Here is a 12,770-nt window from a genome sequence, read left to right as displayed (position 1 = left end):
TAGAGGTCGAGAAGTTTTCGCTCTTTGCCGTGCAGCCAAGTGTCCGGGAAATCATCAGGATGGTGGACGAATGAAACCGTTCGACGCACCTTTCCGTGCAGCACGAAATTTCCCCCAGATTCCATCAGGCTGCGCCAACGGCGGCACGAACCCCCAGCGACCCTCCCGTCGCCGCGTCGAAGTGAATCAAGGAAGGCCCGGCCCGACAAGGTGACCATGATCTCACCGGCGTCGGCCTGCAGCCCGCACCCCAGGCGGGTGCGGCCGAACGAGTGAACCGGCCGCTGGGTCGGGCTCGATACGGCACGTCGACCCAGGTCGCTGGCCTTCTACTACATTGGGGCGGATCCACGTCGACAGCGAAAGGCGCCTGCGAGCACATGGTCAGCGAAGAACCCCTTCCGGCGAAGTTCACCACCCTCGGCCTCACCTTCGACGATGTGCTTCTGCTGCCCGCGGAATCCGACGTGATCCCCAGCCAGGTCGACACCGCTGCGCGGCTGTCCAAGAACGTCTCGCTCAAGCTGCCGCTCGCCTCCGCCGCGATGGACACGGTCACCGAGGCCAAAATGGCGATCGCCATGGCTAGGCAGGGTGGGATCGGTGTTCTGCACCGCAATCTCCCCCAGGACGCGCAAGCGCGTCAGGTGGAAACCGTCAAGCGTTCCGAGGCGGGAATGGTTACCGATCCCGTCACCTGCCGCCCTGAGCAGACACTGGCCGAAGTCGACGCGCTGTGCGCGCGCTACCGTATTTCCGGCGTGCCGGTGGTGGACGACAACGGCAAGCTTGTGGGGATCATCTCCAACCGCGACATGCGGTTCGAGGTGGATCTCCAGCGTCCGGTCGCCGAGGTGATGACGAAGGCTCCTCTCGTCACCGCCCCGGTTGGCGTGACGTCGGACGACGCCTTGCGGCTGCTCCGGCAGAACAAGGTGGAAAAGCTGCCGATCGTCGAGGACGACGGCCGGCTCGTCGGGTTGATCACCGTCAAGGACTTCGCGAAGAACGAGCAGTTCCCCGACGCCGCCCGTGACAACGCGGGGCGCCTGCTGGTCGGAGCGGCGGTCGGCGTCGGCGAGGACGGCCTCAACCGAGCAAAGCTGCTGATGGACGCCGGCGTCGACGTCCTCATGATTGACACTGCCCACGGCCATCAGGACGACGTCCTGGCGGCCGTCGCCGCGGCAAAGCGTCTTTTCGCCGACCGGGTCGACGTGGTCGGGGGCAACGTCGCGACGCGTGCCGGGGCACAGGCACTGATCGACGCCGGCGCCGACGGCGTCAAGGTCGGCGTGGGCCCCGGGTCGATCTGCACGACCCGCGTGGTCGCCGGGGTCGGCGTGCCGCAAATCAGCGCCATCTACGAGGCCGCCCTCGCGTGTGCCGCCGCCGGAGTACCGGTGATCGGGGACGGCGGAATCCAGTACTCCGGTGACATCGCCAAGGCGATCGCCTCCGGAGCGGACACCGTGATGCTCGGCAGCCTCCTCGCCGGCACCGCGGAAGCGCCGGGAGAACTCGTGTACATCGACGGCGAGCAGTACAAGACCTACCGAGGCATGGGCTCACTCGGCGCCATGCAGACCCGCAAGGGCAAGAAGTCGTTCTCGAAGGACCGCTACTTCCAAGGCGACGTCCTGGCGGAGGAGAATCTCGTTCCCCAGGGCATCGAGGGCCGGACGTCGTTCCGCGGCCCGGTGGCCGACGTCGTGTACCAACTCAATGGCGGCCTCCGAGCCGGCATGGGATTCGTCGGCGCCCGCACCATCAAGGAACTGCAGCAGGCTCAGCTGGTACGAATCACCGCGGCAGGCCTGCGAGAAAGCCACCCCCACGACATCACCATCACCACGAACGCACCCAACTACAACACCGCAGGCCGTCGCTGATCGACGCCCGACGCCGGGATTCCAATCACTCACAGCGCCGCAGCGGAGCCCGTGGGCCCGCTCGGCAGAACGGTGCCGCCCCCTCACAACCTGCTGTCTGCGAATAGCCCTGTCAGCCGCCACCCATGAGGGTGGCGTTGATTCTGTACCTTTCCACCGAGGGCGGGAGCTACGCCTAGGAGCAGTCCTGTAAGTCATCGGAGCCAGAGCACGATCGCGGCGATGGTGAGTCCGGCCTGGTAATAAGCGGCACATTTGGCGTAGCGAGTGGCCACGTCACGGAACTGTTTGAGCCGGTTGAAACACCCCTCGACCACATTGCGCTGCTTGTAGATCTTCGTATCGCAGGCCGGTGGTCGCCGGCCGCGGGAGCCTTTGGTGGCGCGGCGCGCGATCCGATCTTCGCGTTCCTGGCTGACGAAGGTGACCTGCCGATCTCGCATCGCCTGCCGGGTCCGTCGCCGTCGAAGGCGAGGGACCCGATGCCGTCGCTGCCTCCCCCTTTTTTTGCGGGCGCCAGCCGAGTGCTGGTGCGCCCGGACCACACTGGATTCGACGGAAACGATCCATTTGAGGTCGCCAACGGCGTCGTCTTTGACGATCACACCAGCCTGCCCGTCCACCTCCAGCCTTGCACCTCGCTGACACCTGAACCATGAATCCGGACGCCTGACGGTTTTCCGGTCGAAGACAACGGAAATCCGCTGTTCTGCAGGAAATACTGGCTGTTGTTACGTCGACTCTCGCCATGGGCCGGGCCCCGAATTTTCCGAGACGCGGGCGCGGCATGTGACCGCCGTCAGCGCCAGGGCGCGCAGATCGACGGTGAGGGCGAACGGCGAGGTCACGCTCAGCACCCCTTCGTCGACACCGTCGACTACGTAGCGCTGCGCCCGCCGGTCCAGCACATGGCGAACGACGCAGAACTGTCACCGACTTCGATTCGCCAGTAGTGCCCAATGCTGGTCGCGGCATACTCGGCTGGCTTGCCCAGCCGATCCGCGGTCGCTGAGCCCGAGGACATGACCTCAACCACGACCTGGCAATCCGCAGGCCGCAACACCTGCTCATCCGGTACCCGCGCGTCGTAGACGGCGATGTCCGGGCGCCGTTTCACCAACGGCGCCTCCTGGATCCGCAAATCCGCACCGGTCACGACCGCCAGCTCCAGCCCGCTGTTCGCTTCGAGCACGTCGGCGAGGCGCCGGGCCAGCAGCTGATGCGACCGCAACGGCGCGGGCAGGACAACGACGGCGCCATCGACGATCTCAACCCGCCGGCACACGTCCTCCGGCAGCGCCGCATAGTCCGCCGCCGTGACGCCCTCGGGCGAGAGCTGCAACCACTCCGGCAACACCGTCTCCACCACACGCCACCCGTCTGCACGCCACCGTCACCTGCTGTCATCGGATCGTACTGCAGGCCGCAGCGACAACCGCACACGAACCGATGGCCCTAAGACAATGACGCCTTAGCTGGGACGGGTGTGAACGGTGCGCCGTCGCTCGTCGCGCCGTCGAATGAAACGATGCCATCGAAGGTCACGTCGCCGAACTCGGCGATACTGGAAAAAGTCGCATAGTCGAACCAGGCGGTATCAGAGAAGGTCGCACGGCGGAACGAGGCGGCGGAGAAGGTCGCGCGAGTGAACCGGGCTTTCCCTGTTCGTGCGTTGTCCAAGGTGAAGTCGATCAGATGGGCGTTGGAGAGGTCGAGATCGATGTCCGCCCAGAAGACATGGGGACGGTTTGGGTTGAGGTGGTCGGTAAGGATGCGCTGGGCGGCGAGACGGACTTCGCGCTCTTGGGTCCGTTCCCGGTGTTCGGCGAGGAGCACACGAGCTTCGTCGGTGTCAGCCTCGGGTGGCTGATCGTCGGGCAAGGTGTAGGGCATCCGCAGATAGGCCCAGATGACGTTGACGATGCTCTGGCGCTGTCCGGGGTTGCTGTGGGCGAGGCGTTCCAGCGCGTACAGCCCGGCCATGCGGACCGGGGCCTGATCGGAGCCGAGCTGGTCGGCAGCCTTGGTGTAGAGCTCGGTGACGTTCTTCTCGGTCGCGTCGACTTCGCTGTGCCACTGCCGCCGCACCGCCAGCAACAACGCGAAGATGCCCGTGGTGCCCGCGCCGATCCCGAGCCCGGTCTTGATCGCATCCACCCGGACAGCCCCGACATCCGTCGCCGCCGAGGCCTCGCCCAGCAGCCAACTCATCGCACCCCACGCCACCATGATGACGACGACGGCCGCGCCGGCCACGAACCACCAGCTCATCACGGGCGTCCGCGCCGATGGTGCCCGGCCGCCCCGCAACAGCCAGATCCCCGCGACAACGCACACCGCCGTGACCGCCAGCAGCACCAGCGCTATCGCGTGCGGCCGGCCCCATCGCCCCACCGCCGCCCAATCGGGCCATCCCAGCAGCACCGACACCGCCACCAACAGCGACAGGCCACCCAACGCCAGCACCCTACCGGCCTGCCGCGGCACCGCGCGACCGTTCTCCCACCTCGTCATACGAGAACAATCACGCGGCCAGGCTCCGCCGCTACGAGCACATGTCCCCGTCGCCGCTCCCTGAGACAGTCCCGTCACAGAACGCCGACAGAGCGCTCACCGAAATCGGCCTGCCGCGCCCCGGCCCTGCACAGTTCACCCGATCGAACGAAACCGTCCGGCTGGCCGAACGCGACGAAGTCCAGCATCCTCCACAGGGACAGTTCGCGATGTTCGTTTTACCAGTACCATGCTTGAGGTTGCCGGTGCCCTGCTCGGCCCGGCTTCGGCCTGCCACCGCTCGTTTCCGGCGGCCTCACCTACCGCCTCCTTGGCCTTGCCTTTCAGCTCGTCGGCCTTGTTCTCCGCCTTGTCATCAAGCTCATGGCTGCTCCTTCGTCAACGCCTGGGTCGATCTGGCCGCCGTGGAGTTGCCCCCGGCAGTACCCGGGCGAACCTGGTCGCGGGCCGGGAACCAGCATGGCCGATGTGACGGCCACGGAGCCTCGTCGAGGTGGTAGACCTCCACGCGCCGGTGCGGCGTCTCCTCGCCGTGGCACAACGTCACCCGCCGCGGCACGGTTTTTCCACGGCATCGCGCCGGTAGCCGACGGCGCCCGGATTCAGGTCGTCTTCACGATCCCGACTCTTCCGCCTTTCCGCCGGAACTGCCGACTTCCTTCGAGCGTGGGGCGCGAACGGGTTGCAGAGGTGCTTGCCTGACCCATCGCGCTCCACAACGTCGCATGGTCAAGCCGCCACCTTGTACCTCAGTCGCTGCTGCTGACTCGTGGATCGGCCGTGGATGCTGTTGCTTCGGCATCGCCCGAGTCGGGATCACCGTTCGTGAATTTTGCGGCTAATCTCTTCTGATGCTGGGCCAACTTGCGTAGGCGTTCCACGAATCGGATTGGCCGCGCGGGCGAGAGCACCAACGCACTATAGGCACCCGCAACGCACTCGTAGACGGTGTCGACCATCATGTGAATATGGTCAGCGGTGCCGACTTTCTGGACCTGTTTGTCGCGGATTAGCTGGCCGATGATGCCGGTCTCCTTGTACAGGAAGACGTTGTACTGTAACGCGATCAAAGTCGAAGACAGCTGCAGCAGGTACCCGCCGACGACGTCGCGCTGTCGCTTGGGTAGCCCATCGCTGAACTTTCCGAACTCGACATAGAGTTGGCCGCACTCCTCGCTCATGTCGTCGAGATTCTGCGCTCCCATGAACCAGACGATATTTGCCAACTCCAGCCCGTAGAGGTACTTGAGGTCGTGAGGAAGCGAGAGCAGCCGGGCTTCCATCTGCCGACGAAACCGCATGCGTTCGACTACACGGTCTTTTCTGGCCTCGAGTCGAGGTTTCGCCGCATACTCGACCAGCATCGTGACCGCTGCCGCCGTCCCGGCACTGATCAGTGCCGACTGAACCAGGGATATGGACACGAGCAATTACTATCATCTGAGCGTTTTCCTGCGAAACACTCGATCGGCCGTATTGCCACGTCATCTCAGGTGGTCATTTCTGCCGCTGGGCTCGGCGCCACGCACGACGGAGACTGGCCTCGCGACGACCGGCCAGGGGCACAGCGCCTCTCCGTTTGTTCGTCGTTCCCGCCCTTCGCCGCCCGGCATGGATGAACCGGTTAATCTGCTTACAGCGCAGAGCTGCTCGTCGATCGTATGGGTGAAGGAGCACGGGAGCCGATCGTGATGGAGGCTTGCGGTCAGCATTGCTGTCCTTGCCCGGCTGCGGCCGATGCGGGCGAGGGGCGATGGCCTCGACCACGAACGCAGTGCACCGTGGACCTCGACCGGGCTGGGCAACCTCGCCCGGATCGACCGCGGGAACGCCCGCAACCATGGCTCGCCGCAGCCACCACCGGTGATTGCACGCCGCGAACTAAGTGGGATCCGTGGAAGTTCGACAGCCACCGCGCCGACCGCATGCGGCGTGAAGACCTCTGCCAGGTTTGCGGCGTACCACGGTCGGACATCGTCTACGTCCTAGCCCCGGCAACCCAGGTCGGCACGCTGGTCGAAATGTACGGCGGTGCCGTCTGCTCCCTCAGGTGCGCACGACTGACCGCCGCCGTGTGCCCGCACTACACCACAGCCGGCTCGCCCACCCTGATCTACGCCGTAGCCCGCCACGAGCGCGTCGACCTGGTCGGCTGCGACCTCGCCAACGACGACGAGTACGACATCTGCGGTCTCACACCTGCTGCCTCGATCTCGACGAGCCCTTCGACGGGCGACATCACCAATGACCCCGGGGCGGCAAAGCCGGGAACGAACGGTTCCGCCGTCGTGACGCGGCCACGTTCGCCGGTGGTATTCCGATGCCAGGACTGCCACGGTGGACTCACGCGGGACTCCGAACGGGGAGACCTGCTCGTCTGCAGGAACCCGCAGTGTGCCGCTGCTGGCCTGGATGTGACGCAGTAGTGAGTGCAGCTGGATCGGGTTCGCCGCGGCGAAGACCGGCCTGCTCCCGGCGCCGGCTGGCCGCGTCCGCTTCTCGATGGCCGCCCGCACCCGTGGGTGACGCCGGTATCGAACGGGAAGCCGTGGTGGCGGCTCCTGGACGGCGCCCGCCAAGTCCTCGCCCAAGACGCCTGGCTGTGCCAGATCTGCGGCGAACCGCTGCCCTCGTCGTGCTCCACGGCGACAAGGTGCTCTCCGACACCGCCTTGCACCCACGCTGCCTCGCGCTCGCCGAGGCGGTATGCCCGCACCTGGCGCAATCGCCCACCCGCTACACCTACGCCGAAGTGACCCGCCTCGACCTGCTCGCCGACGGCCGCCCACTGCGCCCGCCGCGCCCGGATGTGACCGAAGACGACACGGTCCTCTGGGTTCCCACCTGGACCGTGCCTGTCAACCCCGCCGCCAAAGTCACGCTGCGGAACTGACACTCCAATGCAAGCGCCTCGTCGCCGGGCGGTTCGCGTGCCGCGCAAGAGCAGAATCAGCTCTCGTCGCCGCCGAGGGCGATCCGCGGTCTCGTTATCGGCTGCAAGCCCAGCACTCGCCTGTTCGCGGAGCCCCGAAGGCTTCACTCGGGGGTCCTGGTCAGCTTGCGGACGGGCGATCACCGTGGTGGCTGCCCCTCGACATCGAACGCCCGACCTGCCCAAAGCCGACAGGGTGCCGGTCGCAGCCGTGGTCGCGGCACCCGTAGCGGTATCGGCGATGCCTGCCTGAAGCGTGCCACGATACCGGAAACCCTTGCATACCCGACAAAGGGCGGGCCCCATCGACGAGGGGAGAGTACAACCGGACCCGCGAGTGACACGCTACCCGCTCGCGGTCACAAGTCGCGTTCGAGCGACGTCATGACACACCTGTGGTCAGGCCACGATGATGGTGCTACCACCCGTGAGAATTCGTCACTCTACGCCTCGACATAGCACCCGTGCTATAACTCGGGTATGCTCGAGTTTGAGCCAGCGGTCCGCTATCGACCAAAGACCTCAGCGGAACGCGATCGACCACGTTGCGTTCTGCCTCAACCTGCCCGCCGAGGGCAGCTTGGTCGACACGTACCAGACGAGGAGTCGACATGACCGATCGCGCCACCTGGACTGAACTGTGCGAGGAGGTCGGCGTTGACCGTGCCCACCACGCCTACGACGCGGCTCGGCTAGCCTTCGAACTGGGAGCCGAGGTTCGGACGTTACGCGAGGCGCAAGGCTGGACACAGACTCAAGTTGCCGAGCGGGCGGGAATGACACAGTCTGCGATGGCAAGGTTCGAAGCTGGCGGCAGGATCCCGACACTGCCAGTGCTCGCGCGCATCGCGGCGGCACTGCAGGTGCAATTGTCGATCGCCCTGATCCCCCAGCCGCAGCAGGCTCCTGAAAGGTGATTCAGTCGTCCGGTCCGGCAGATGCAGTCTCGAAGGTTGGCGAGCGGGCCGGTCGTGCACGTTGATGACTTCCAGGTATCCACACCGCTTGACCCTCTGCAGTAGCTGAGCACCCGGTGGTGTCGACGACGTACTCGAACTCGTCGCGGTCAGTGTTGCGGTCAAGCAGCCGCTCCGGCTCGACCAGCGCCGTCCATACCGCTCTGGGCAGCCGGTCGCCGAAGCTGTGCTGCCTTCGGCTGAGCCCCGGCGCCGCAGCGATCTGCGGGACCGCAGCGGCGGGCCGGCCTCGCCTGCGACGGCGGTGAACCGGTCGCACCGTCTCGGGTCTGGTTCGGGCATGATGCATCAGGTGCCCGGGGAGAACACGCGCGCGCCGGTGCTGCGGCGGCAAGCAGAACTGACGGAGCTGCTGCGCAACAACGCTCGGCTGTGGCCGGACCTGCCCGACCGACGTTACTCCAGCATCGAGGCTCTGCTCCTCGACCGCGGCCGCTGGTTCACCCCGGCCGACCTCCCGCCCGGCCGGCCCCGTGGTCCGGAGCAGCGCTGTTACGCCAATGCCACCCTGCACAGCGAGACCTACGGGCTGACCTACACCGAGGGGTTCGCGCTCGCCGGGTCCGGCCTGTATGCCGCGCACGCCTGGTGCGTCCGCCCCGACGGCGCCGTGGAAGACCCGACCTGGGGCGGCGACGGCCTCGCGTACCTGGGCCTGCCGTTCAGCGCCGGCTACCTGCGGGAGCACGAGGCCCGCGCGGGCGACCATCCCGTCCTGTTCGACCAGCACCGCACCGGATGGCATCTTCTGCTGCACGGCCTGCCCGACAACGCGCTGCTCCCCCTGGGCCGGCCCGCATCGAGCGACTCCTCGACCATGCCTGGATGACCCCTCGCGCACCCGGCTCGTGGTGAGGCACGGCCAGACCGCCGTGACAGACGTCCCGACGGCCGCGTTCAGTTCGTGCCAGAGCACCTGCGACTCAAGCCGGTACCAATTGCGCCCGTACTCCCCGAAACGCTGGATCGCGTTGCCGAGCTGGGTCGGCGCGACCTGCCGGTCGTCATGCCATGCACGCCGCCGCGGGGAAGCCGGCCACGGCCGACGGGTTCGTCCCGGCTGCCGCTGCTACCGATGACGCGGGAGTCCCTCGATCGGGTACACATGCGGGAAAGTGCTAACGAATTGACTGCTGCAGTTGGCCGTATCGAATTGACCGCTTGCGGCGCTACTCCAAGGTAGGGATGAGCTGCCGAGTCGTGGGGGCACCGTGTAGGCAGGACTGACCGCCGCGGGCGTCACGATCTTCGACCAGAGCCTGCCCGACAACCACGGGGACGCACGCTCGCTGGACCGGCTGCGCCCCAGCCTAGCCGGAGAACCCGTGGATCTGCTCGAAGGTCCGCTGGGCGAGCTAGTCAGTAACGTCGTCACCGCGGGGTGCGCCTTCCTCGCGTTCAGTCCGTCGAACTGTCGGGCTGTCGCCGCTTTCCGGTGTCGTGTTGCGCCGCGGTCGCCTGGGTTGCTCCACGGACCGAGGGCCGGGTGGCGCGCCACCGGACCGACAATCCCTTGAGCACGTTGCACGACCCGACCGCCTTCATGGCCAACACCGCCCATCGGAAAGATGGTGGCTCGACAGCTGCCCAACTCGTCCGTTCCGCGGAGTCCGCGTCGGTACCGAGCCGTCGTCGCACGTATGCCCTAGTCACAATGGCAGTGATCCACTCTCTGTGCCCGTGGTAGCTAGCTCGATACTCAATGCGGTTGTCTGACCTGCTACATGGTTGCTTGCCGACCAGCACGATCGATAGCGTGCAGGACACCAACGAATAGTTGGTGCAGCGCCGGGGAGGGGCGCCGAGGGGGCATCATCGTGCACTGCCGACGTCGTGCGCGACGAATTCTCATGACTGACAAGTCATCCCGTGTGCCACTTCCTGCTGTCGTCAGGTCCGACACGGAACGGGATGTTGCATGCCAAAGTCAGCGCATCACAGCAAGCACAGACATACCGCCGCAGCAACGCAGTCGACCATCGGAAGGGCGTGATGCCCATGCGCGGGCCTTCATGGCGGCTCGGAGTCGTCGTAGCAGTATTTGCCGCTGTGGCCATTCAGCCCGGCGCAGTCGTGTCCGCATCTCCCGCACCCACAGCGCCAGGAACTACCGTCGCGGCGGACTACACACAGCGTTCCTCAGCGCGGTCCCGCGACCTCACCGGTGATGGGCTGCCGGACATCCTGACCCGTCAGCCCGGCGTGGACAACGGCGCACTGTGGGTCTACCCGAACTCCGGCGCCCTGAACGGGACGAAAACACTGGCACCTCGGGTCGAGATCGGGCGAGGCTGGAACATCTACAACTGGCTTGGTGTCGCCGAGATCACCGGCGACACCCAGGACCCGGAAACAGTGCCCGAGATGCCCGCGGACGTGCTCGCCCGCCGCACCTCCGACGGCGCGCTGCTGGTCTATCCGCACAGCGGCACACTCAACGGGTTCAACACTGTCCAGCCACCCGTAGTGATCGGCACCGGCTGGAACAGCATGTACGAAATCGTGCTGGCCGATGTCAACGGGGACGGCTTCGACGACATCCTCGCCTACGACCTCAACGACAACCTCTGGCTCTACCCCCACACGCACGTCTTCAACGGCACCAGCACCTTCGGTGCCCGCATCCTGGTCCGGCAAGGCCGACTGGGCTGGCTGCTGGCCACCGAGTGGAGCAACGACTTCCCCAACCTCACCACCAACTACATCGCCACCGGCGACATGCAAACCACCGCCCACACACGAACAGTCGCCAGTACCAGCACCTGGCTTCCGACGAGCACCCAAATTTCTTCCGGGCAGTTCACCGGCGACCTCGTCGACATCATGTCCCTCTGCGACTTCAGCGGCGACGGCCGCGACGACGTCGTCGTCCGCGGCCGCGACGGAGCCCTGGTCGTGTTCCCCTTCACCGGAATCCGCGGGCTGGCCACGTTCGGCACCCCGGTCGTGATCGGCGCCGGCTGGGGTGTCATGGACCTCATCACCTAGTCACGCCGGGCAGCGAACAAGTCCTGGACATTCATCCTCCCCGCTTGGAGTCGAAACCTCATGCACAGACCCAGAACAGTGCTGTTCGCAGCAGTGCTGGCCCTGACGACCATCGCCACTGACGCGACTGCTGTCGCCGTCGCGGACACCCCGCCCGGGCGGTTCGCCCTCCAACCCGGGATCACGCTGGGCACGGGAGGCGTCGGCGACAGCCTGCTCCCACCCGCCGAGCAGACCCGCCGCGCCGTGGCCCGCCTACACGACCACCCCCGTGGGGATGCCCTCAACCACCTCGCCGACGCCGGCAAACACCCGGTGATCACCGATGCGCGATCTCCTCGCTTCGCCGACGCCTCCGTTCAGGCCTACACCCCGGTGACGTGGGAAGAATGCGCAGGCCATACCTACGACAACGAGGAAAACTCCTACTGGTACCGGGACAAGTTCAACTTCTGCCGCTTCGAAGCCTTCAAGGTCACCTACCGCGAACTGCAGAACGGCACTCTCGTCGAGGTCGGGCACACCAACTTCGTACTCGGGCTCAAAGCCACTGCCGTCGACCGCCAGAACGCGGTCAGCTTCGACATGCGAATGGGCAACTTCGCCGACGACGGCAAGACCTACAAGGAATGGCCGCTGTCAATCCAGCTCAGCTGCGACAACGCCGATCCCAGCCGAACCAGCACCTGCACCGAGCCGAACGGCCCGACCGTCTACCGCAACAGCGTCGCGTTTTGGCAGGCCGCAGCCGGGACCGACTTCAGCTTCACCAAGACCATGACCACCACCGCGACCTCCGACACCACTTACAAGGCTGAGATGCGCGGGTTCCTCGCAGCAGGCCTGTTCATCGTCCTGGAATCCCCCATCGAAGGCCCCGAGACCACAAGTTCACCCAGCGTGCTGATGCGCTGCGACAGCGCCGCCTACGTCACCGGCAGCAAATGTGTCGCTCCCGACGCCACCTCGGTACTGCGGTTCAGCGCCTCCGACCCGACCCTCTCAGAGTCCGCACAGCTCATCCGCGACGCGCAGACCGACATCACCCTCACCAAGCCCGGCATCGCCGGCAAACGCGTGCCCGGCGTCCTCAACGGCGCCCCGCTCCACCGCCTGTACTCCGCCTACGACTTCAACAACGACATCAAGGCCTCCCGCCGCAGGGTACCGAAGACCTGCCGCCTCTACTGGGGACCGAAGTACACCGTCGACTCGAACGGAAATGCCCGCCAATGTGACGAATACCCCTTCGCCACCACCTACGAGAACGCCGCACGCGTGAAGACCAGCACGGTGTTCGACTACGCCGTCCGCGCGATCAAGAAGGAACACAACGAAACCGCCGGACGCATCTACGGCACGTGGCTCGGCTACGACCACATCCTCGACGGCGACCCGTTCTACGTAGAGATCGTCCCCTAACCACCACCCGCCAGCGGAGCCCGCCGAGACCCGGTGGGCCCCGCT

At 66.1% G+C, this 12,770-nt stretch carries 11 protein-coding genes; 7 read left to right on the top strand and 4 right to left on the bottom strand.

Features of this window, described 5'->3' with window-relative positions:
- Positions 1–380 precede the first annotated feature (380 nt).
- Positions 381–1,892, top strand: coding sequence for an IMP dehydrogenase (gene guaB / locus QP939_RS28800; protein WP_285449339.1), 1,512 nt, complete (start codon positions 381–383; stop codon positions 1,890–1,892).
- A gap of 194 nt (positions 1,893–2,086) precedes the next feature.
- On the opposite strand, the gene QP939_RS28795 is transcribed toward guaB, so the two are convergent.
- The 4 genes from QP939_RS28795 to QP939_RS28775 form a co-directional block, all read right to left on the bottom strand.
- Positions 2,087–2,515, bottom strand: a complete 429-nt coding sequence (locus tag QP939_RS28795; RefSeq protein ID WP_285449338.1) for a transposase — start codon at positions 2,513–2,515, stop codon at positions 2,087–2,089.
- A 254-nt stretch (positions 2,516–2,769) separates the two neighbouring features.
- Positions 2,770–3,258, bottom strand: a complete 489-nt coding sequence (locus tag QP939_RS28790; RefSeq protein ID WP_285449337.1) for a Uma2 family endonuclease — start codon at positions 3,256–3,258, stop codon at positions 2,770–2,772.
- An 89-nt stretch (positions 3,259–3,347) separates the two neighbouring features.
- Positions 3,348–4,358 (bottom strand): pentapeptide repeat-containing protein, encoded by a 1,011-nt coding sequence (locus QP939_RS28785; RefSeq protein WP_285449336.1) that lies wholly within the window; start codon positions 4,356–4,358, stop codon positions 3,348–3,350.
- 797 nt (positions 4,359–5,155) lie between these two features.
- A complete protein-coding gene (locus tag QP939_RS28775; protein ID WP_285449335.1) occupies positions 5,156–5,830 on the bottom strand; it encodes a hypothetical protein in 675 nt (224 codons plus the stop codon).
- 357 nt (positions 5,831–6,187) lie between these two features.
- On the opposite strand from QP939_RS28775, the gene QP939_RS28770 reads away from it, so the two are divergent.
- The 6 genes from QP939_RS28770 (at position 6,188) to QP939_RS28745 (ending at position 12,725) form a co-directional block, all read left to right on the top strand.
- Positions 6,188–6,832, top strand: a complete 645-nt coding sequence (locus QP939_RS28770) for a hypothetical protein (RefSeq protein ID WP_285449334.1) — start codon at positions 6,188–6,190, stop codon at positions 6,830–6,832.
- A 176-nt stretch (positions 6,833–7,008) separates the two neighbouring features.
- Positions 7,009–7,299 carry a hypothetical protein gene (locus QP939_RS28765; RefSeq protein WP_285449333.1) on the top strand — a complete coding sequence of 97 codons (291 nt, stop codon included), beginning with the start codon at positions 7,009–7,011 and terminating at the stop codon, positions 7,297–7,299.
- 650 nt (positions 7,300–7,949) lie between these two features.
- The gene (locus tag QP939_RS28760) at positions 7,950–8,255 is read left to right on the top strand and encodes a helix-turn-helix domain-containing protein (RefSeq protein ID WP_285449332.1); all 306 of its coding nucleotides are present in this window, start codon (positions 7,950–7,952) and stop codon (positions 8,253–8,255) included.
- A 352-nt stretch (positions 8,256–8,607) separates the two neighbouring features.
- Positions 8,608–9,144, top strand: coding sequence for a hypothetical protein (locus QP939_RS28755; RefSeq protein WP_285449331.1), 537 nt, complete (start codon positions 8,608–8,610; stop codon positions 9,142–9,144).
- Positions 9,145–10,184: 1,040 nt separating this feature from the next.
- Positions 10,185–11,303, top strand: a complete 1,119-nt coding sequence (locus tag QP939_RS28750) for an FG-GAP repeat domain-containing protein (protein ID WP_285449330.1) — start codon at positions 10,185–10,187, stop codon at positions 11,301–11,303.
- A gap of 78 nt (positions 11,304–11,381) precedes the next feature.
- Positions 11,382–12,725, top strand: a complete 1,344-nt coding sequence (locus QP939_RS28745) for a NucA/NucB deoxyribonuclease domain-containing protein (RefSeq protein ID WP_285449329.1) — start codon at positions 11,382–11,384, stop codon at positions 12,723–12,725.
- The last annotated feature ends 45 nt before the right edge of the window (positions 12,726–12,770 follow it).

The organism is Amycolatopsis nalaikhensis (assembly GCF_030264295.1).
Lineage (GTDB): Bacteria > Actinomycetota > Actinomycetes > Mycobacteriales > Pseudonocardiaceae > Amycolatopsis > Amycolatopsis nalaikhensis.
The sequence above is the reverse complement of the archived record's forward strand: the minus strand, read 5'-3'. Positions and strand labels throughout refer to the sequence as shown.